This window comes from Prevotella sp. E9-3 (assembly GCF_022024015.1).
GTDB lineage: Bacteria > Bacteroidota > Bacteroidia > Bacteroidales > Bacteroidaceae > Prevotella.
This window is the reverse complement of the sequence record NZ_CP091786.1, coordinates 828677-850514: the sequence shown is the minus strand read 5'-3', so window position 1 is coordinate 850514 and position 21838 is coordinate 828677. Positions and strand designations below refer to the sequence as shown.

20 protein-coding genes and 1 pseudogene are annotated in these 21838 nt (G+C 46.5%); 13 read left to right on the top strand and 8 right to left on the bottom strand.

What is annotated here, in order from left to right; translation table 11 throughout:
* Nucleotides 1–84 precede the first annotated feature (84 nt).
* Together L6475_RS03135 and trxA are read right to left on the bottom strand one after the other, a co-directional pair.
* Nucleotides 85–405 (bottom strand): hypothetical protein, encoded by a 321-nt coding sequence (locus L6475_RS03135; RefSeq protein WP_237822414.1) that lies wholly within the window; start codon nucleotides 403–405, stop codon nucleotides 85–87.
* 5 nt (nucleotides 406–410) lie between these two features.
* On the bottom strand, nucleotides 411–725 hold the full coding sequence (trxA, locus tag L6475_RS03130; protein ID WP_237822412.1) for a thioredoxin: 315 nt from the start codon (nucleotides 723–725) through the stop codon (nucleotides 411–413).
* Between the two features lie 244 nt (nucleotides 726–969).
* On the opposite strand from trxA, the gene L6475_RS03125 reads away from it, so the two are divergent.
* The 5 genes from L6475_RS03125 to L6475_RS03105 all read left to right on the top strand — a co-directional run bounded on the left by L6475_RS03125 (nucleotide 970) and on the right by L6475_RS03105 (nucleotide 8112).
* A complete protein-coding gene (locus tag L6475_RS03125) occupies nucleotides 970–1455 on the top strand; it encodes a TlpA disulfide reductase family protein (protein WP_237822410.1) in 486 nt (161 codons plus the stop codon).
* A complete protein-coding gene (locus L6475_RS03120) occupies nucleotides 1456–3066 on the top strand; it encodes a DUF6029 family protein (RefSeq protein ID WP_237822408.1) in 1611 nt (536 codons plus the stop codon). It begins immediately after the preceding gene.
* A gap of 64 nt (nucleotides 3067–3130) precedes the next feature.
* Nucleotides 3131–3964 (top strand): Omp28 family outer membrane lipoprotein, encoded by an 834-nt coding sequence (locus L6475_RS03115; protein WP_237822406.1) that lies wholly within the window; start codon nucleotides 3131–3133, stop codon nucleotides 3962–3964.
* A gap of 11 nt (nucleotides 3965–3975) precedes the next feature.
* Nucleotides 3976–4638, top strand: a complete 663-nt coding sequence (locus tag L6475_RS03110; protein ID WP_237822404.1) for a hypothetical protein — start codon at nucleotides 3976–3978, stop codon at nucleotides 4636–4638.
* Between the two features lie 36 nt (nucleotides 4639–4674).
* Entirely contained in the window at nucleotides 4675–8112 is a 3438-nt protein-coding gene (locus L6475_RS03105) for a thioredoxin family protein (RefSeq protein ID WP_237822402.1), read from the top strand.
* Between the two features lie 105 nt (nucleotides 8113–8217).
* Here the strand turns inward: L6475_RS03105 and dnaE are convergent, their stop codons facing one another.
* Together dnaE and L6475_RS03095 are read right to left on the bottom strand one after the other, a co-directional pair.
* Nucleotides 8218–12003: a DNA polymerase III subunit alpha gene (gene dnaE, locus L6475_RS03100; protein WP_237822400.1), complete on the bottom strand. Its 3786-nt coding sequence runs from the start codon at nucleotides 12001–12003 to the stop codon at nucleotides 8218–8220.
* Between the two features lie 5 nt (nucleotides 12004–12008).
* The gene (locus L6475_RS03095) at nucleotides 12009–12314 is read right to left on the bottom strand and encodes a Dabb family protein (RefSeq protein WP_237822398.1); all 306 of its coding nucleotides are present in this window, start codon (nucleotides 12312–12314) and stop codon (nucleotides 12009–12011) included.
* 134 nt (nucleotides 12315–12448) lie between these two features.
* Between L6475_RS03095 and L6475_RS03090 the strand changes: the two genes are divergently transcribed.
* The 4 genes from L6475_RS03090 (at nucleotide 12449) to L6475_RS03075 (ending at nucleotide 15558) form a co-directional block, all read left to right on the top strand.
* Nucleotides 12449–13597, top strand: coding sequence for a glycoside hydrolase family 43 protein (locus tag L6475_RS03090; protein ID WP_237822396.1), 1149 nt, complete (start codon nucleotides 12449–12451; stop codon nucleotides 13595–13597).
* Nucleotides 13598–13721: 124 nt separating this feature from the next.
* The gene (locus L6475_RS03085; protein WP_237822394.1) at nucleotides 13722–14414 is read left to right on the top strand and encodes a phosphatidylserine decarboxylase family protein; all 693 of its coding nucleotides are present in this window, start codon (nucleotides 13722–13724) and stop codon (nucleotides 14412–14414) included.
* 36 nt (nucleotides 14415–14450) lie between these two features.
* Nucleotides 14451–15158, top strand: coding sequence for a CDP-diacylglycerol--serine O-phosphatidyltransferase (pssA, locus tag L6475_RS03080; RefSeq protein WP_237822392.1), 708 nt, complete (start codon nucleotides 14451–14453; stop codon nucleotides 15156–15158).
* A 10-nt stretch (nucleotides 15159–15168) separates the two neighbouring features.
* Entirely contained in the window at nucleotides 15169–15558 is a 390-nt protein-coding gene (locus L6475_RS03075) for a DUF4834 family protein (protein ID WP_237822390.1), read from the top strand.
* Nucleotides 15559–15679: 121 nt separating this feature from the next.
* On the opposite strand, the gene pyrH is transcribed toward L6475_RS03075, so the two are convergent.
* Both pyrH and L6475_RS03065 read right to left on the bottom strand, forming a co-directional pair.
* Nucleotides 15680–16390 carry a UMP kinase gene (pyrH, locus tag L6475_RS03070; protein ID WP_237822388.1) on the bottom strand — a complete coding sequence of 237 codons (711 nt, stop codon included), beginning with the start codon at nucleotides 16388–16390 and terminating at the stop codon, nucleotides 15680–15682.
* A gap of 79 nt (nucleotides 16391–16469) precedes the next feature.
* Nucleotides 16470–17117: a hypothetical protein gene (locus L6475_RS03065; RefSeq protein WP_237822386.1), complete on the bottom strand. Its 648-nt coding sequence runs from the start codon at nucleotides 17115–17117 to the stop codon at nucleotides 16470–16472.
* Between the two features lie 405 nt (nucleotides 17118–17522).
* Here L6475_RS03065 and L6475_RS03060 point away from each other — a divergent pair, with 405 nt between their 5' ends.
* Together L6475_RS03060 and L6475_RS03055 are read left to right on the top strand one after the other, a co-directional pair.
* The gene (locus L6475_RS03060; protein ID WP_237822384.1) at nucleotides 17523–18257 is read left to right on the top strand and encodes a biotin--[acetyl-CoA-carboxylase] ligase; all 735 of its coding nucleotides are present in this window, start codon (nucleotides 17523–17525) and stop codon (nucleotides 18255–18257) included.
* Nucleotides 18258–18276: 19 nt separating this feature from the next.
* Nucleotides 18277–18498: pseudogene (locus L6475_RS03055) on the top strand (nucleoside deaminase); the annotation flags it as partial.
* Here the strand turns inward: L6475_RS03055 and L6475_RS14545 are convergent.
* Nucleotides 18450–18590, bottom strand: coding sequence for a hypothetical protein (locus L6475_RS14545; protein ID WP_370641672.1), 141 nt, complete (start codon nucleotides 18588–18590; stop codon nucleotides 18450–18452). The pseudogene L6475_RS03055 and the gene L6475_RS14545 sit on opposite strands and share 49 nt — an antisense overlap.
* Before the next feature lie 222 nt (nucleotides 18591–18812).
* On the opposite strand from L6475_RS14545, the gene L6475_RS03045 reads away from it, so the two are divergent.
* The gene (locus L6475_RS03045; RefSeq protein ID WP_237822382.1) at nucleotides 18813–20144 is read left to right on the top strand and encodes a hypothetical protein; all 1332 of its coding nucleotides are present in this window, start codon (nucleotides 18813–18815) and stop codon (nucleotides 20142–20144) included.
* Nucleotides 20145–20161: 17 nt separating this feature from the next.
* Complete coding sequence (locus L6475_RS03040) at nucleotides 20162–20596, top strand: nucleoside deaminase (protein ID WP_237822381.1); 435 nt, start codon at nucleotides 20162–20164, stop codon at nucleotides 20594–20596.
* A gap of 75 nt (nucleotides 20597–20671) precedes the next feature.
* On the opposite strand, the gene L6475_RS03035 is transcribed toward L6475_RS03040, so the two are convergent.
* Entirely contained in the window at nucleotides 20672–21676 is a 1005-nt protein-coding gene (locus tag L6475_RS03035; RefSeq protein ID WP_237822379.1) for a class II fructose-bisphosphate aldolase, read from the bottom strand.
* Between the last annotated feature and the right edge of the window lie 162 nt (nucleotides 21677–21838).

Genomic DNA, 21838 nt, shown 5'->3' with positions numbered 1-21838 from the left:
GAGAAGAACTATTAACAACAAATAAAAGCGATGTAGTCTGTCAACCACATCGCTTTTTATTTCTATCAAACGAGTATTACACTCTTATGCGTTCTGTTCCTGAAAATCGAGGTCGGCCTCAACGACGAAGAACACCTCTTGAGGGTCGAACGTGCCCTCGCCCTCTTCCTTGGCCTCGCTGCACACGAAATCGGAAACAGCCTCCATATCAATATCCACCTCGTCGGAGTTGCTCTCCAGAATGCCACTGGTATAGAAATAGGTGCCTATGGCATCGATGATAAAGAGCAGCTGGTCGTCAGAGAATTTCTCTTTCAGGTCGGCAGGCAACTGTTCACGGATATATGCTATCTCGCGACGGTTTTCCTCTTCGTCCATCAAGAGTTCTTCATCCAGGCTTGCCATAGCTATTACAGCAGGGCTTCGAACTTCTCTTCAAACTTGGCTTTCGACACGGCACCTACCAGCTTGTCGACCACTTCGCCATTCTTGAAGAAAAGAATGGTAGGAATATTACGGATACCAAATTCAGCAGCCAGGTCGTCGGCTTCCTCAACGTCGCATTTGCCTACAACGATTTTGCCATCATACTTCTCGGCCAGTTCAGAGATGATAGGACCAACCATACGGCAGGGACCGCACCATGTGGCCCAGAAATCAACTACAAGGGGCAGATTGCCATTCTTCAAGCTTGCAAAGTTCTCGTTAGTTACTTGTACTTCCATTTTGTATAAACTTTTTTAAATTAAACAATATTCTCACAAAATTATATTGCAAACGATATGCCGAAACACGGATACTGCCATTTAGGCATATATATGCAAAATAACATTGCAAAGATAAGGAAACGGTAACAAAAACGCAAGAAAATTACCTTTTTTAGAACATTTTAATTGCAAAAAATTCATTTTTTATTATATTTTATTACCTTTGCGGCTGTTTTTTAGATTTAGATAACTAGACGCAAAAATGAAAAGATCAATCATTATTTCTATTCTGGCATTTCTTTTTGTTGGAATTTCTTATGCACAATTGCCTCAGACCGTTTTAAAAGATATAAATGGCCGTACTGTTCAAACTGATACGCTGAACAATGGAGGCAAACCTTTCATCATTGATTTCTTTGCCACTTGGTGCAAGCCCTGTAACCGCGAACTCGACGCTATTGCCGAGGTTTATGATGAGTGGCGTGAAGAAACGGGAGTTAAGATTTTTGCTGTAAGCATTGATCAGGCGCAGAATATTAATAAGGTGAAACCTTTGGTTGACAATCACGGATGGGAGTACGACGTACTGCTTGACCCCAATAGCGATTTCAAGCGCGCATTGGGCATTCAGATGATTCCCTATGTACTGATTGTCGATGGCAAGGGTCAGATTGTTTACAAGCACAACGGATATACCGATGGTGCTGAAACAGAACTTATTGAAAAAGTACGCGAACTGATTAAGTAAATGAAACGATACATTCTTTCTATCACCGCATTCTGTTGTTGCCTGACAATTCAGGCTCAGCAGAAAGAGGTTACATTCTCTGGAAGCATTCAGAGCGACATGCTCATTCCTCAAACTGACAAGGACATCAACGCCGAGAAGAAGGAAGACCTGCTGACAAACACCTATGCCGACCTGCAGATGCAGAGCAAATTTGTAGATGCAGGGGCTCGCCTGGAATATATGGATCATCCCCTCCCCGGCTTTGAGAACGACTTTAAAGGATGGGGCGTGCCCAATTTCTGGGTAAAAGGAAAGTTGGAGAAAGCCGAACTCACACTTGGTACTTTTTATGAACAGTTTGGTTCTGGTTTTATCCTCCGCACTTACGAAGAGCGTTCGCTGGGTATCGACAACTCACTGTTGGGCGGCCGCTTGGCCTTGAAGCCCATGAAGGGTGTTACCTTAAAACTGCTCAGCGGTAAGCAACGCCACTATTGGAAATGGGACGGCGGTCTGACCTCAGGAGCCAATGCCGATATCAACCTTGACGAGTGGATTCCCACTCTGGAAGAGAACGATACCCGTTTGAGTCTCGGTGCTTCGTGGGTGAACAAATATGAAAAGGATGAGGATATCTTTGTGGATCTCACCCATCGCCTGAACTTACCGAAGTATGTAAATGCTTGGGATGTAAGAGCCAATCTGAACAAAGGTCCTTGGGGAATGCTGGTTGAATATGCCCAGAAGACACAAGACCCCTCATTCGACAACAACTTCAGCTACGACAACGGTCATGTGGCGATGTTCTCAGGCTCTTATTCTGAAAAGGGCCTCAGCATTCTGCTACAAGCCAAACGTTCAGAAAATATGTCGTTCCGCAGCAAGCGAAACATCAACGGAACAGCTCTTCACCTGAATCATCTCCCTGCATTCACCCTCGACCACACATACGCGCTTGCTGCCCTTTATCCCTATGCCACCCAACTGGCAGCGGGCGAATGGGCCTACCAGACGGAACTGGGCTACAACTTCAAGCGCAAGACGGCCATTGGCGGTCGTTACGGCATGAACGTAAAACTAAACTATTCGTATGTAAGATCTATTCAGAATGCCTGGTTGAAATGGGGTAATCAGACCTACTACCAGGACCTGAACGTTCAACTGAGCCGTCGTATGACACGCGACTTCAAACTGAACTTGATGTACATGAACCAGCGCTACAACAAGACGGTGGTAGAAGGCGAAGGCGGCATCATCCACTCAAACATCTTCGTGGCCGACGGTATGTACCAATTGGCACCCAAGACCAAGCTGCGCGGTGAGGTGCAGTACCTTAACACCAAGCAGGATCAGGGCGACTGGGTATTCGGATTGTTGGAACTGTCGCTGGCTCCCCACTGGATGGTTACCGTAAGTGATATGTGGAACTGTGGCGATAGCGACCCGGAGTTCTATTCCGACAACACTCACCTGCACTACTATCAGGGACTGGTAACCTACAACATCGGATCGCACCGCATACAGGCCGGCTATGGCCGCACCCGTGCCGGCTACAACTGCTCGGGTGGCGTTTGCCGCTATGTTCCGGCTACGAAAGGATTTACTCTTTCATACAACTATAACTTCTAAAAGCGAACCAGTCAAACAGCGAGAGTTATCCTATTAAACGCAACCACTAAACAAGTAAAACGCGATGAATAAACTATATATTCTTTTAGCCCTTCTTCCTTTATTCTTTTCCTGCGACCACATTGACGAGGCCGACAGACTGATTGAAGTAAGTATTGACAACACTGGCGAGAATGCCATCTACAAGAATATCCTGATTGAAGACTTTACAGGACAGCGCTGCGTGAACTGTCCGAAAGGCAGTCAAGCCATCGAACAACTTCAGGAGAGTGACTTCGGCAGTCGCATCGTAGCAGTGGGAATCCATTCTGGTCCTTTCGGAAAGAATGCTTCGGGCACCAAGCTACTGTCTTTGGCCACTCAGACAGGCTGTGACTATTTCGACTATTGGAAGGTAGAAGCCCAACCGGGCGCTCTCATCAACCGTCAGAAGCCCATTCTCTATACCGTACTCGACTGGACTACAGAAGTTGGAAAGCAACTTGCCACCAAAGCGAACCTTTCAATCGTTGCAGAAGCCAAGGTAAATGGCAGCAATATTGACATCACGGTGAGCGAGAAAGCCATTGAGAATGTAGCCGGCAAACTGCAGGTATGGGTGATTGAAGACAACATTGTGGATATTCAGACGATGCCGGATGCTCCTGATGAAAATCCCGACTGGACTGGTGGCAACAAGCGCGATTACGTTCACAATCACGTGTTCCGTACTTCTGTTAACGACCCGATGGGCGATGATTTCTCTATCAACAAGGATGAGGAAAAACAACAGAGCTTTGTTCAGGCCCTTGACGCTGCGTGGAACCCTGCCAACCTCAGCGTTGTGGTCTTCGTTTACAACGACAATGGGGTTGAACAAGTAGTAAAGTCAAAAGTTGAATCATTAACACAAAAATAATATATAAGCTTATGAAGAAAATTTTTACGTTCTTTTTAGGACTCATCGCAGCCCTCGGCACACAAGCACAAAGTGATTTTCCCTTACAGTTTGCTGATAAGAACGGTAACATCTTTGAGGATGGTACTGTTCTGAATCTGACAGAAGCCGAAGACGATGGATTCGGAGGCATTCAGATGCCGTCAACTCTTTTTGTGAAGAACATCTCAGATACGAATGTTGAAGGTGGTGGTACTTATGAAATAGCGAAACTAGACAACGGATCGTTTCAAACTTGTTTCCCTGTTAACTGCACCCAGAGAAGAGAAACGGGTGAATGGGAGACTGGCCATGCCAATTTCACAGCAGGTCAACTGAAAGACATGGAAACGGAATGGTTCCCTGATGAGGAAGCAACCTCTGGTAATTGTGTGGTTACTTACCAGTTGGTCACCTACAAGCAGAACCCTCTGAAACCCGCTGAATGGGCTATCGCCAAGTACGGTCCCACCATCACACTGAACTTCACTTACAGCGATCCTGCCAGCATCAATACCATCAACAAGAACACCAATACCGTGAAGTACTACAATTTGCAGGGACAGCCTGTCAGCCATCTTACCCGCGGCATCTTCGTAAAGAAGACATTCTTTGCTAATGGCAACGTGAAGTCGCAGAAGATTCAATTAAAATAATATATTTCTTTTATCAAAACCAAAATTACTAAACAAATGAAAAGACTTTTTACTCTGATTACGCTGGCTGTCCTTTTGGTGACAGCAAGTAGTTTTGCACAGGGACAGTTACAAGGTCGTCCCCTGTCAAAACAACACGTTGAGCAACTCGCAAAAGTTGCAGGTAAGGACATGAAAGTGAAGCCATCACTGAAGGCGCAACAAATGCAAAAGAGCATGGATGTTCAAAAAGGCCTGCGCCAGTCAGTAACCGCTCACAACCTGCTGACCAAGAAACCGCTGGTCAAGAAGCACTCTGCTACTTCACGCCGTGCAAGCACAGCTGTTATTAACGAAACGCCCGAAGGAAAACAGGTATGCTACGAGCGTAGTGGTGAAGCCTATTACGTCACACTTGGATATGTATTCCAGACCACCCTTTCTGGCGCTGTAGGCAATGTAGTGTTTGGCGACAACAACAAAGTCTATATTCAGAATCTGGTTTCTCAGGCAGGTGCCAACACCTGGACCGTGGGTACCCTCAATGGTTCGACCATCACTATCCAGCTGCCACAGACAGCTATTGCTTTCGAAAGCTATGGCTACAATTTGGAGGTTGCCAAAGTCAAGACAAGCGGAAACACCTACGTTAAGGACAACAATCAGACCCTCGTACTTAATTACGATGCAGCCACTGGCAACATCTCTATGAAGGATGGTGACACAGTAGGCTTGGTCTATGACGATGACGACTCTTGGTCTGGCTATGCCGACTGGAACGCTTCGTTTAAGACGGTGACCGATCCATTGGTTGAAGCTCCCGCGAATCTGCAGACCGAAGTGTATTCATTATCAGCTGACGGTTTCAGCGGTACATTGGTGAATGTTGGCTTCGATGGCAACGATGTCTATGTACAAGGTGTTGATCCCAACCTGCCAGAGAACTGGATAAAGGGTACCATTGATGGCAACAAGGCAACATTCAAGAACGGTCAGTATATCGGTGCCGACCTTATTGCCGGCTATCATCAGTATTTAGTGTCAGCAACTGCCGAAGAAGCCTATGATGAATACTCTGAAGAGTATTACACCGAGTACGAGCTCAACGATGCCGACATCACTTTTGATTTTGATTCCAACAAGAAAACACTCTCTAACGGTTCTACATTCCTTATTAATGCAGGCAAAGAGGAAGTTGCCTATGCCTTCACACTTGACAAGTCTAAAATGGAACCTTTTACTGAGGTGGCTGCAACTCCTGCCAACCCAGAGAATATCGAACTCTACGAAGGCGGAATCAACTATTACCTCAGCGGTTATGGATGGGGATCCATTGCTGCCGACATCAACACAAAGGATGTGGATGGCAACTATATTATGCCTGAGAAACTCTCATATGCCATCTGGGTAAAGGTGAACGGTGAAGAGAAACAGCTCTCTTTATCATGGGATGACTATGCAAGTCAGGAGGTAGAGAAGATGGACGAGCTGCCTTTCGGTTATAAAGACAACTGGGACATCTATGCTGACGGAACCACACACACCGCATATTATTATGTGATCGGTCCTGAGGCTTATGGTGTTCAGGCCATCTATCGTGGTGCCGGTGAGGAGCGTCGTTCAGAGATAGTCTGGGCCGAAGTAACTGAACTGGGCGCTGATGTTCAGCCCGCTGCTGCAACACCCGCATATCCTGAAGTAACTATCGGTGAAAACGACAACCGCATCAACTACGGTTTCTTCACAGGCGAGGAGAATATCAACAGCGCATCAAACAACTACAAGACTGAGACATACGATGTAGCCATCAAACTGTCTGAGCCTGCTCTCGTGGGTACTGCCATTGAAAGCATTACCTTCCCCTTGCAGGAAATTGAAGGTGTTTCCGACATCAAAGCATTCGTAACCTCACAACTGCGTGTTGAGAACGGCAAGAACACTCCCGACCTGGCTGTAAAGGATATCACTCCTACCGAAGCCGGTTTCATCACCGTTAAACTCGAAAAGCCTTACCAGATTCCTGAAGGAGGTGTATATGTGGGCTACTCATTCACCATCAACGATACTGAGAGCGAATTGAATGCCGCTCCTGTAGCTATCACCGACCAGATGAACGACGGCGGCTTCTACCTCCACACTTCTGACGGCTTCCTGAAGTGGTTGAATGTTTCAGATATATACAACGGCAGTTCAATGATCACCGTTACTGTAGGTGGCAGCAATTTGAAGAGCGATGCTGCTTCTTTGGAAGAAAACAATACTAAATATGTTAAGAGTGGTGAAGCTTTCGAACTTCCTCTCACGATTGTTAATCATGGTGCCAAAGGTATTCAGTCGATCGACGTTGAATATAGCGTAAACGGCAAGAACGGCACACAGCACATTGCAACAACCGTCATTCCTTTCTTTGGTAAGAAAAACACCGTGACACTCAATGTTCCTGCTATTGCAGAGCGCGGTAACTATACTCTGACTGCCAAGGTTGCCAAGGTGAACGGAGTTGCCAATGAGGATGCCAACAGCAGCGCTACCACCGACCTGATTGTTCTGAACACGGTTCCTAAACATCGCGTACTGCTTGAAGAGTACACCGGTTTCTGGTGCGGATATTGCCCCCGCGGATATGTTGCTTTGGAGAAGTTGGCCGAGCTCTATCCCGATGACTATGTACTCGTAAGCTATCACAACGGCGATGAACTGGAGATTCTGGATTCAAGCAAATTCCCCTCTGCTGTTGGAGGCTTCCCCGATGCATGGATGGAGCGCTCTGTAGAGTTGGATGCCTATTATGGTAGCGGAAACAACGAGTTTGGCATTGTTAACGACCTGGAGGAGCAGAGCAAGGAATTTGGTATTGCCGACATTAAGGTAACTCCTACCCTCAATGCTACAGGAACTACTGTGTCTGTGAAGACTGAGGTCACCTTCCCCTTCGATGTAGAGAATGGAAAATATGCCCTTGAATATATCCTCGTACACGATGGACTGAGCGATAAATCATGGGGACAGAGCAACTATTACAGTAACGGCGCTCAAGGTTATCCTAAGTTCATGGACGACTTCACAACGACCTCTGAAGGAACAGTCTTTGGCCTGACATTCAACGATGTGGCTGTGAAGACCTCAACTATCGGCGGTATCAGAAACAGTATTCCTGCAACTGTGCAAGCTGATGCTCCTGTTGCTCATAACTACAGCTTCCAGTTGTCGGCTGTAAAGAACACCAGCAATCAGTCAATCATTCAGGACAAGAGCAAGCTGAAGGTGGTTGCCCTGCTCATTAACACCGCTACTGGTGAGGTAGTGAACGCCAATAAGGCCAATGTGACCAACCCTTCAGGTATTGCTGATATGAGCGCAGACTTGAAGAATGCTCAGGTAACTTACTACGACCTTTCTGGTCGCAAGGTGGCTAAGCCTGCCAACGGCATGTTCATCAAGACTGTACGCACCAATGGCGGACAGACCATAAGCGAGAAGGTTCTGGTTAAATAGACCGAGAATAAATACCAAAAAGAAACGCTGGCCAATTGGTCAGCGTTTCTTTTTCTCTGTATAGAATAGTACTCTTCCTATCATCAAGATTGTACTCTGAGCACCTTAGTTAATCTTATAGTCGAGCGATTCCGTTCGTTCTATATAGTCAATGAGCGAATGGCGCACATCCACCATCATCTTCTGCGAGCGCAGCAGCACATGACGTTTTCCTGAAGAATCTCTCAACTGGAAGAAGAGTTTCGTTTTGCCTGGGTGTTCAGAAATAAGCTCAGTCAGTTCGGTCACAATGCTGTCGTCCAAAGTATCCGTATTCATCGATATAGTGATGCGGTCGATTGCTTTCTCCTTAACAGTCTGAAGAAGCTCAACATTGGTCACCTTCAGCGATTTCTGATCGGAATTGTAGAAACGCGACTGCATCTTTCCAGTGACATAGACGGCAGCCCCCTCAATAAACTTTCCATTCATATTCACCCAGTCATCGCCAAAGAACACCAACTCGCCCGATCCATTGAAATCTTCGAGGGTGATGATTCCCCACGGTTTGTTGTCTTTTCCGAAACGTGTCTGTACACTCGTTACGATGCCGCCCAAGGTGATCTCCTCACGATCTTTAAGGGCTGCGCCCCTATCAGCCAGTTCATCACAACGTGCATTGCACAGATTGTCGAGCACTATCTTATACTCATCGAGAGGATGAGCAGAAAGATAGATGCCCACCAGATCACGCTCTTTATTCAGTCGTTCGATGTCGCTCCAGCGCTCATCGGTCTTTGGGATGGGAGGAGTAGCGATCTCAACACTATCGAACCCACCAAATAGAGAGTTCACCGCTTCGTTCTTGGCTTGAGCATAATTCTGACCATAGCGAACCAACGAGTCGAGGAATGTTTCGCCCTTACTGTTTTCGGCAAAGAAAACCTCTCGGCGGATGCCAAACGAATCAAAACCTCCACTCAAAGCCAACGATTCGAAAGCCTTGCGGTTCACACTCAGCGACACACGCTCAGCAAAATTGAAGATACTGGTGAAAGGACCATTCTGATTACGTTCATTGATGATTGCTTCAGCCACCGAATCGCCCATACCTTTGATAGCAGCCAGTCCAAAACGAATCTCGCCTTTATGGTTCACACCGAACTTCAGGTACGACTCGTTCACATCAGGACCTAGCGTAGCAATGCCCATCTGCTTACATTCATCCATCAGTTTGGTGATTTCAGTAATCTGATCACGGCGGCGCGTCATGATAGCTGCCATATACTCGGCAGGATAGTTAGCCTTGATGTAAGCCGTCTGATAGGCCACCCACGAGTAGCAGGCAGCATGCGACTTATTAAAAGCGTAGGAAGCGAACTTCTCCCAGTCGGCCCAGATCTGCTCCAGAATTTTCGGATCGTGCCCATTCTTCTTTCCGCCCTCAATGAACTTCGGCTTCATGGCGTTTACGATCTCAATCTTCTTCTTACCCATAGCTTTACGCAAAGCGTCACTCTCACCACGGGTAAAGTCGGCCAACTGACGAGAGAGCAACATCACCTGCTCCTGATAGACCGTAATACCATAGGTATCCTTCAGGTATTTCTCCATACAAGGAATAGGATAGGTAATCTCCTCACGACCGTTCTTTCGGGCAATGAACTGTGGAATATAGTCCATAGGGCCTGGACGATAGAGGGCGTTCATGGCAATAAGGTCCTCAAAAACTGTTGGATGCAATTCACGAAGATACTTCTGCATACCCGCCGACTCAAACTGGAAGGTACCAATGGTTCGTCCCTGCTGATAAAGTTCATAGGTCTTGGGGTCGTCGATAGGGATATGATCAAGGTCAACATCAATTCCACGCGTGAGTTTGATATTGGCACAAGCTTCCTTCAACTCTGAAAGAGTTTTCAGTCCAAGGAAGTCCATCTTGATGAGTCCCGTAGATTCAATTACGTGACCATCGTACTGCGTACAGTTGGTTTTTGTATCTTTGAAGTCTGGGTCATCGGCTGTAGAAACAGGCACCCAATCGCTGATAGGATCACGACAGATGATGAATCCGCAGGCATGGATACCAGTACCACGCACGGTTCCCTCCAGCATTTTGGCATACTTAATGGTATTGGCCAGCACCGGATCGTTTGACGCCTCAGCTTCTCTCAACTCAGGAGTGCATTTGATGGCATTGCTAAGGTTCATCTTCAAGCCATCAGGCAGTCGGTCAGGGATGGCCTTGCAAAGGGCGTTCGATTGTGCAAGTGGCAGCTTTTCTACACGGGCCACGTCCTTAATAGAGTTCTTCGTGGCCATTGAGGCATAGGTAATGATATGCGCACAGTTCTCATGTCCATACTTATCCATTACCCATTTCAGTACCTTTCCGCGACCATCATCGTCAAAGTCGGTATCAATATCAGGGAGAGAAATACGGTCCGGGTTCAGAAAACGTTCGAACAGCAGGTCATACTTCAGCGGGTCAATCTTGGTGATACCCAGACAATAGGCCACTACCGAACCTGCTGCAGATCCACGACCAGGGCCTACCCATACATCAAGTTCGTCACGGGCAGAGTTGATAAAGTCTTGCACAATGAGGAAGTAACCTGGGAAACCCATGGTCTTCATGATGTGCAGTTCGAAACGGATACGATCATCTACGTCCTTGGGGAGTGAAGACCGAAGCACAAAGAATGAGGCATCGGGATTTTCGGTTTCCACCTTCACCTGCTCCAGTTTTATCTCCTCATCGGGTGAATAGCGTTGTTTGGCTCCACGATAGGCAAGTTCAGCCAGATAGTCGGCCTCAAACTTAATGCGATAGAGTTTGTCGTAACCGCCCAGTTTATTGATTTTCTTCTCACCCTCCTCACGCGGCATAGGATTCTGACCATTCTCATCGCGTGTAAACTCTTCATAGAGTTGTTCCTCGGTGATACGCTTTCGCCACTCTTCCTCAGTACCAAACGATTCAGGAATGGGGAAGAAAGGCATGATTGGGTCGTGATCGATGGAGTAGATTTCAATTTTGTCAAGAATCTCCAAAGTATTGCTCAAAGCTTCAGGCACATCCGAGAATATCTCGTTCATCTCGGCTTTTGTCTTGAACCACTCCTGTTTGGAGTAAAGCATACGCGTGGGATCATCCAAATCCTTACCCGTTGACAAACAAAGCAGGTGGTCATGAGCCTCGGCATTCTCCTGCTCTACGAAGTGTACATCGTTCGAACAAATCAGTTTGATGCCATATTCATGAGCCAATTCAATCAGCACCTTATTGGCTTGTTGCTGCAAAGGGAATGTCTCACGGTTGGCACGGATGGTTGGGTCTTTTACCTCATGGCGCTGCAACTCCAAGTAATAGTCGTCACCGAAAAGGTTATGATACCATTCTATCGCCTCACGGGCACCGGCAATATCGCCATTAAGAATTTTCTTAGGCACTTCACCGGCAATACAAGCCGAACAGACTATCAGTCCCTCATGATACTTCTCCAGATCGGCACGATCGGTACGTGGGCGCATGTAGTAGCCATCCACCCACGAATTGGAAACAAGTTTGATAAGGTTCTTATAGCCTTTATAGTTCTTGGCCAGCACAATCAGGTGATAGCCGCTCTGGTCCTGCTTGCCATTCTTTTGTTCCTTTGGACCATTTCGGGCTACATACATCTCACAACCGAAGATCGGTATAAAGGGGTCCAGGCCCTCTTTTTTACGGCCTTTGTTTACACCCATCACGATATCGTGAAATTCCTTGATGCCAAACATATCGCCGTGATCGGTAATGGCCATGCCGCGCATGCCATCACCAATGGCTTTGTTCACAAGGTCCTTGATTTTCGATTGTCCGTCAAGGATGGAATAATAAGTATGTACGTGCAGATGAATAAAGTCTTCCATGCCTATCAGATTTCAAAATCAAGACATGAACGACTTACTGTATAAGGGCGCACCTTGTTATTGGCTACGGCTACATGCTCTGGATGTACGGCATAACCTTTTAGGGCCTCTTCCGATTCAAGGGTGGAATCAAGCATCACGTCGGCATTTGAAGAAGCGAGGCGACCGTCAATATTCACTTTCACCTCCAACAAGCCTGGCACTTTGCCAACCAAGCCTTCCAAACCGGCTTTGATGCCAGCCTTTACCGTCTGTTTCTCTTCTTCTGAGAGTTCAGGACGCAATGTCCAAAGAATTATATGTTTTACCATTACAAATGAATAAATAAAAAAAATAATAATGATAGTCTGTTTCTGTTGCAAAATTACATCTTTTCTGTCATTGTTACAAGTTTTTCTGTTTTTTATTTGTACATTTGTACCGAACAAAATAACTACCCAAAAAGATGAAACATCACAAAACATTACTACGACTTCTCGTCCTCTTTATCACATCGTGTTTTGCAACAGCCATCTGTGCTCAGTTCAAGAACGGCCAACTTTGGCTTGCTACAGACGGGGAGCATATCAACGCCCACGGCGGAAACATCATTTTCCACGAAGGTACTTACTATTGGTACGGTGAGCATCGCCCTTATCGCGGATTCACCACAGAGAAAGGTATTGCCGTTTATTCATCCGCCGACCTTCAACAATGGAAAAACGAAGGCATCGCTCTAAGCGTAAGTGAAGAAAACGGGCACGACATTGAGCGCGGATGTATTATGGAGCGACCAAAGGTGATATACAACAAGGTGACGCGAAAATTTGTGATGCTTTTTCATTTAGAGCTGAAAGGACGCGGCTATGAAGCCGCCCGAGTGGCCTTTGCTGAGAGCGACTCGCCTACTGGTCCGTTCCGATACCTGAGAAGTACTCGCTTGCACGCAGGGAAATGGCCTTTCAACATGAATCAGCAGCAGATAGCTGCCGCAAAAAATACTGATGCCTCCAAATGGGACAAGTGGTGGACACCTGAATGGCGCAAAGAGGTAGAGAAAGGCATGTACCTGTGGCGCGATATGAATAGCGGACAAATGAGTCGCGACATGACGGTCTATATCGATGATGACGGACGTGCCTATCACCTCACCTCATCGCAAGAAAACCTTACACTTCTCATCAGTGAACTGACAAACGACTATCTTGATTACACGGGGCGATATGTAATGGTGGCACCAGGCGGACAAAACGAAGCGCCTTGTATCTTCAAGCACGACGGGCGCTACTGGCTCATCTGTTCGGGATGCACCGGTTGGGCTCCAAACGAAGCGCGTTTGTTTACAGCCGACAACATCTGGGGGCCTTGGCACCAACTGCCCTCCCCTTTCATGGGTGTGGCTACAGGCTATCACGACATGCCTGCCGACAAAACTTTCGGTGCACAGGGCACCTATATCATGAAAACAGGAAAAGAGTTCGTGTTCATGGCTGATATCTGGAATCCGCGCCATCTGTCACAGAGTCTTCACCTTTGGTTGCCTATCAGTTTCAACGAAAAAGAATTACCGGTTATAAAATGGACTGATAATGTCCCAAATGAAGCAGAACTGTAAAGATTAATCTAACATAAAATGGTCATTTTATTCACTAAAACGCAAAGAAACAATCAAAAAGTTTGCCATTTTACAAAAAAGCATTACCTTTGCAGTTAATATACACAATTAGCTAACGCTAACCATGGGAGAAAGAATCAAGAAACTTAAGAAAATTAGAATACATCGAGAGGGCACTGAAGAGTTGCTCTACATTCTTTTTGCAATCATCGCATTAGGCGTTATTCTGCGACGTTCGTTCGACACGCCAATTCCTTTTATCATTTTTATAGCTATCTTTGGCACTGCTTGGCTGCTGATGCTGAACTTCTATCGTTGTCCTATCCGTTATTTTTCGGGCGACACCGAGCGTATTGTTGTGGCGCCTGCTGATGGTAAGGTTGTGGTGATCGAAGAAGTTGAAGAGAATAATTACTTCCACGATAAGCGTCTCATGATCAGTATATTCATGAGTCCGCTGAATGTTCACGCCAACTGGTTCCCCGTTGACGGTAAGGTAAAATTCGTGAAACACTTTAACGGCAACTATCACCGTGCCTGGCTTCCCAAGGCCAGTGAAGAAAACGAACATGCCGACACCATGATTCAAACCCCTGACGGTCAGGACATTCTCGTTCGTCAGATTGCAGGAGCTATGGCACGTCGCATTGTTACTTATGCCAAGGAACAGGAAGACTGCTATATTGACGAGCACTTGGGTTTTATCAAGTTAGGCTCGCGTGTCGATGTATTCCTGCCTATCGGCTCAAAAGTTGAGGTAAATATGGGGCAGCCTACTACAGGCGATCAGACCGTTATTGCACGTTTGCCCCAATAATCATTCATAGTTCATACATTTAAAATAGTTGGAATTATGAAGAAGCATATTCCCAATGCCATTACTTGTTGCAACCTGATATCTGGTTGTATTGCCATTGTCTTTGCAATCTATGGCATGTTGTCAATAGCATTGTTGTTTATTATCATTGGTGCCGTATTCGATTTCTTTGACGGCATGTCGGCACGACTTCTTGGCGTCAGCTCGCCCATTGGTAAGGAACTTGATTCACTGGCCGATGTCGTTACCTTCGGTGTAGCGCCCTCAGCCATTGTGTTCTCATACCTCTCGTGTTTTGACCTGCACTCGCTTTTCATGCCTTTCGTAGCTTTTATCATGGCAGCTTTCTCAGCTCTGCGACTGGCCAAGTTCAACCTGGATGAGCGACAGACCACATCTTTTATCGGACTGCCCACCCCAGCCAACGCATTGTTCTGGGGCTCACTCATCAGTTTTCTCGATGAAGAGACAGATTTTGTAAACTCTCTCGAAATTCCTGATACTTATCTATTCCTGATCATCGTGGCAATGCTGTTAGTAAGCAGCTATCTGCTTGTAGCCGAACTGCCCCTTTTCGCATTGAAATTCAAGCATTGGGGATGGAAAGGTAACGAAGTGAAATACATCTTTGTCATCACTTCTGCACTGATGATTATCTGCCCTCTCGCTATCAATTTCAGCGTTATCGGCATCGCTGCTGTGATTGCATGGTATGTGATACTTTCTTTGATTACCCGCAAATAAATTTCTCATCATGAAGATTTTCGGTGCAGTAATCTTATTTCTTGCAGCATTCGGGGCGGTCATTTTATTGGTTGCCTTTTACCACCTGCGGAAACTGTACCTGCGCATCCGTCAGCATATCACAGGCGATTACGACGAGGAGACCTTTAAGCGAATGGCCGACAAGCATTACCGTGGTGATGGCGAGGGCCCTCAATTTGATAAGGACTACTTTAAAGGTACCAACACCGGAAGTCATTTCCGTAAGCCCAACGCTCAGCAACAGCAAAAGGAGCAGCAACACCAAACAGCTACTACCGATCAAGGATTCACCATCATTGACGACCGCTCACGCCAAGAACGTAAAAAGAAGATATTCAGCCAGGATGAGGGCGAATACGTTGAATTCACCGAAAAGTAATCATTGTATTTATTTGCTGTTCCCCATCTATATAAATAAAAGAAACCAGCACAATGGGAATCGTTGTTCTGATTTCTTTTATTTATTGAAGCCTTCTAAATTGAATAAGGCGTGACCGGAATCAGTTGTGCACCAGAGTTCCGATTTCCTGGCCCTCCATTACCTTCTTCAGATTGCCCACAACATCCATATTGAACACATAGATAGGCAGGTTGTTGTCCTGACACATACAGATGGCTGTGAGATCCATCACCTTCAGGCCACGAGCCAACACCTCTTTATAAGTAATATCGTTGAACTTAGTGGCGGTGGGGTCTTTCTCTGGATCGGCCGTGTAGATACCATCCACACGTGTACCTTTCAACATCACGTCGGCCTCAATCTCTATACCACGCAGCGACGAGCCCGTATCAGTAGTGAAATAAGGCGAGCCTGTACCTGCGGAAAAAACGCATACCTGCCCCTGTTCCATAGCCTCTATGGCCTTCCATTTGGTGTAGAACTCACCGATAGGTTCCATGCGGATAGCCGTCAGCACCTTGTTTTTCACGCCGATAGCGCCCAAAGCAGAACTCAACGCCAGCGAGTTGATAACCGTGGCACACATGCCCATCTGATCGCCCTTTACACGGTCAAAGCCTTTCTGGGAGCCGCTCAATCCGCGGAAGATATTGCCACCGCCAATAACGATGCCTATCTGCACTCCCATTTCACTCACTTCTTTAATCTGCTGCGCATAGTCGCTCAGTCGCTCAGGGTCAATACCGAATCCCTGTTTACCCATCAGACTTTCGCCTGATAACTTCAAAAGAATTCTCTTAAATCTTGCCATAGTATAACAATTGTTTAATCTCTGATGCAAAGATAAGAATTTTTCTTTTCAATCAATTGGTAAACAGAATTTATTTTCATTACCGCCCTTCAAAAGCTAATTTACGGCCATTGATATGGTTCCAGGATCCGAAAAGCACCTTGCCACAAAAATATTCAAAGGCGATATCCATAATCTTCGTTTCGTTAGGATAATCGTTAATCAGCTTTTTGCGCAATTGCTCGTATTCATCAACGTAATCCTTTTTAAACAAGGCAGACCAGTAGAATTGCCAGTACAACATCTGGTCAGGCTCTGTCAAGTTTGCAATCACGCTCATCATCGCCTTTGTCTTGTTTTTCATAACTGCGTGTTCCAGACCGTGAAGGGCATTCGGACCGTCGGCATCTAAGATAGCACCAATTGCAAGACTCACAATTTTCTCACAATAAGCAGCATCCGAAACCTTTGAAGACTGCGAGCCCAATGCATCTAGGTGCTTATTTACCATAAAATACATAGAAAGGTCATATCCTTCTTGAGAAGAATATCCGTACGTTGAGATAAAATCGAACCAAGTGTTAGGGAATGAATCAAAAAACTGTTTCTTCAACTCCTCATTGCCCGGATTCTTCTCAAGCAATCGGTAAGTGGTGTTCAACTTCAGTGTGTCAACGGGGAAACACTGTGCCTTTGCAAGTAATGATAGACTCAAAAAAGTTAATAAGAAAAAAGATTTAATTTTCATGACTATTTAATTTATAGTTAAGATTAATATTGGTCGGGCTAGTATAGGAATTAGCTTCCTGGCTATTCCAAGAAATGCATCAAAACAGGCTATCTTCAGCCATTTAACGCATTTCGGGCGCAAAGATAAAAAAAAAACAATAAGTTCCAAACAAAATAGAAACTTTTTTCTCATATACCGCAAAATAATACGATTACAGCTGTTGAAGTTTTCCATGTTTCCCTAATTTCTGTTCCGTCGCAATTCACTAAATACGAAAATAAATTTTGGCCATTATTTTTCAAATTTTGGCCAAAATTCAGAAAATAATGGCCAAAATTTAGAACAGGCATTCAAACAATGAAAAAGCTTCTCCATTCTTTTGGCACTTAAAAATTATTTTACGAAATTTGCAAAACAATCATTATGGACTACATTATTAAATATATTGACGAGACCGATTCCACCAACCGATGGCTGAAAGACAATCCTTCAGAGAGGGACATGGTGGTGGTAGCCGACTATCAGACGGCTGGTAGAGGATGCGGAACAAACCGCTGGGAAAGTGAGCGCGGAAAGAACCTGCTTTTCTCTATACGCATACACCCTACTGAGTCTGTTCTGGGAACGATTGCCCAAGAAGGGAAACTGTCTGCCAACAGACAATTTCATATCTCTATGGCCATCTCACTGGCTATTACCGACGCATTGGGACAGTATATCGGCGACCTAAGCATCAAATGGCCCAACGACATCTATTGGCGAAACGGGAAGATATGCGGTATTCTGATAGAACATACACTCCAAGGGAAGTTCATCAAGGAAAGCATCATTGGCGTGGGACTGAACGTGAACCAGCAGATGTTTGAAAGTGATGCTCCCAATCCTGTATCACTTTGGCAGATTACAGAACAGGAAACCAACCGCGAAGAATTACTGAACAGCATCCTGCAATGCTTTAAACAGAGACTTTGTCAGGATTTGAAAGCTGACTATATGGCTGCGCTCTATCGCCGCAAAGGTTATCACCCCTATACTGACAAGGACGGTGTGTTCATGGCCGAAATAGCCAATGTGGAAGATGACGGTCATCTGCTTCTGACAGATGACAGCGGACATGAGCGCCGATATGCATTCAAAGAAGTACAATACATCATTTGACAACTGAAGAACATTTCACATGACAACTGAGGAACAACAGAAAAAGGACGAGCAATTTATGCTCAAGGCCTTGGACGAGGCTCGGAAAGCGGAAGAAAAAGGCGAAATACCGATAGGTACCGTCATCGTCTGTAAAGACCGTATCATAGCCAGAGCCCACAACCTTACAGAGACCTTGTGCGACGTAACGGCTCATGCCGAGATGCAGGCTATTACGATGGCAGCCAACGAACTGGGCGGATGGATTAGCACTGAGAATAGCAGGTTCTTCCCCCTTTCAGACTCCCAACGGTTGGTACCGCAACCACGCCCGGCCGTCTGGTAGTCGGTCACTACTACGCAGTCTTCATCCCCCCTGTGCTCTTTCAGCCAGCGATTGGTGGAATCGGTCTCGGCAATATGTATCAAGCTGGAAATGCATGTCTTTTATCTTTGCAAATATCGCCATTTTCCCCGACTTATGCAAATTTATATCTGATTTCTTCATGATTTATCTGGAAATTGACTATCTTTGTAGCAAAGACATGCATGATGAACCCATAACACCTATTAGCTATGAGACAACTCAACGAAAACGGAAAGAAATACTATGGTGACTGGCAGTGGGGCGATACCATCCGGCAACAACTGCAAGGTCCCATCGGCAACGGAGCTATCGACTATCCCAACGGCGACCGTTTCGAGGGTTTCTTCCATCTGAGCTACGCGCATATTAACGGGCCAGCTTACACAGCAAGTGGCAAGTACAAGTTCAAGGACGGCAGCGAGGTACCCGACTGCTGGATTGACGGCAACGACCAACTGATGGGCATCTACCGCTGGAAGGATGCACAGGGACTGAAGCGCATCACCATGTGGGTATGCGGCGTGAAATGGGGCATCGAAATCATTGAGGGCGAGAAGCCTGTCGCTATAGAATACTGTAACGGCAAGGAAGTGCAGCGATGGGAGAGCGAAGTAACCTATGAGTTCAACAATGACTCAACCGATACCAGTCGCATGGAGATACTGCTGCCCAACGGCATCCGCATAAGACAATGGGGCGGGAAGGCCGAATGCGACGTAAGCTTCCCCTCATGCGTTGTCTATTATAAGAACGGTGACTCGTTCTCGCACTATGGAAGAAGCACGCGACTGCTTCAGCCTTGGAACGGCTACGGCACCTATCACCGTGCCAGCGACGGTAAGATGCTGAAGGGCGAATGGAAAGAGGGCAAGCAGACGGACGAAAAGGCAGAATGGGAATACGACCCACAGGGAGCCAAGAGGATGGAGCTGGAGACCGACCCCTACGGCAACAAGCTCACAGAGGAGGTACTGGTATGGGCCGACCGCATAGAGTATGACTATAAGAAGGTCTACGAAGGAGAAATCAAGGACGGTCGTCCTGAGGGTAAAGGCATCTACACCGACGCTGACAGCGTAGACTACGGAGAAGAGCCTCGTCGCTATGAAGGAGAGTTCCATAACGGACTCTGCCACGGACATGGGATCTATACCTACCCCAGTGCAGGCATTCGTCAGGAAGGATCTTGGGCGAACGGCAAGTTTCTGGATTCAGAAGCTCCCGACGGCCCCATCATGCTTCACGTACACTGGACAGACGATGAATGGTCGATGGGCGGTGGCAGCAAGGTGGAAAGGAAAAAGTTCGATATTGAGGCTAAGGTAGGAGAACTGGACATCCAAGGTTTTCGCAGTGTGCGCATTGAAGAGATTCGTCCCAACGCCATCGTTTTCAAGGAATATGACTGCCCGTCGAGAATCCTAACCCCAGGTGAGTCCATTCATTTCTCGAACAGCATCGATGGTTACGAAGACCACGACGGCTGCGTGTGGGACGGTGACGATTACGACATGACCGTGAGCTGGATGAGTGAAGAGTGAAAAGTGAAGAATGAAGAATGAGTAAAGACGAACAATACATGCAACGGGCACTCGATGAGGCTCGCAAAGCAGGGGAGAAGGGTGAGGTGCCCATTGGGGCGATTATCGTATGTAAAGACCGTATCATAGCCAGAGCCCACAACCTTACAGAGACCTTGTGCGACGTAACTGCTCATGCCGAGATGCAGGCTATTACGATGGCAGCCAACGAACTGGGCGGGAAATACCTTACTGAGTGTACGCTCTATGTGACGGTAGAACCCTGCCCCATGTGTGCCGGAGCCATCGGTTGGGCACAACTGCCTCGCATTGTTTATGGCGCACCCGATGAAAAGAAAGGTTTTCGGCGCTATGCACCCAATGTGATGCACCCAAAAGCAAATATTACTGGTGGCATTCTCGAAGAAGAATGTAGGCAATTGATGCAAGACTTCTTTAAAAAGAAAAGATAGAAGAAAAAGAAATAGAAAAGAAAAGGGGGCATGTCTGTTATCGACATGCCCCCTTAAATTATTGTCTTTTATGGTTTACTGAGCCAGTTTGCCGTCAGAACCGAGTACTTCCTTAATCTTGTGGATGTACATCTTCTTCATGTTCTCACGAGCGGGCTTCAGGTACTGGCGAGGATCGAAGTGATCTGGGTGCTCAGCCAGGTACTGACGGATAGCAGCAGTCATAGCCAGACGAGAGTCAGAGTCGATGTTGATCTTGCAAACAGCGCTCTTAGAAGCCTCGCGGAGCTGCTCCTCGGGGATACCTACAGCGTCGGGCAGGTTACCACCGAACTTGTTGATAGTGTCAACCTCGTCCTGAGGAACTGAAGAAGAACCGTGGAGAACGATGGGGAATCCAGGAAGTTTCTTCTCGATCTCGTGCAGAACGTCGAATGCGAGTGGGGGAGGAACGAGCTTGCCAGTCTTGGGGTCACGTGTGCACTGCTCAGGCTTGAACTTGTAAGCACCGTGTGAAGTACCGATAGAGATAGCCAGTGAGTCGCAACCTGTACGTGTAGCGAAGTCGATAACTTCCTCGGGCTTTGTATAATGGCTTACCTCTGAGGCAACCTCATCCTCAACACCAGCCAGCACACCGAGCTCGCACTCAACAGTAACATCATACTTGTGTGCATACTCTACAACCTGACGAGAAATCTTGATGTTCTCCTCGTAGGGCAGTGAAGAACCGTCGTACATTACAGAAGAGAAGCCCATGTCGATGCAGTCCTTGCAGAGCTCGAAGCTATCACCGTGGTCGAGGTGAAGTACGATCTCAGGATGCTCGCAACCGAGTTCCTTGGCATAAGCCACAGCACCCTCAGCCATGTAGCGAAGGATAGTAGCGTTAGCATAGTTGCGTGCGCCCTTAGAAACCTGCATGATAACAGGTGACTTTGTTTCAACAGCAGCCTGTACAATAGCCTGCATCTGTTCCATTGTGTTGAAGTTGAAAGCGGGGATAGCGTAGCCACCAGCTACTGCTCTCTTGAACATCTCGCGAGTATTTACGAGACCCAAATCTTTGTAGTTTACCATAATTAATTAATCAATTAAACTGTTAATTATCAAATTTCTGAGCGCAAAATTACGGAAATCTTTCAATAAAACAGAAAAAGAGCCTACGGATTTATCAGGTTTTTCGGATTTTTTAAAGTTCTCCTACTCTTCTGATAAACCCGCAGGCCAAAAATGTAACGC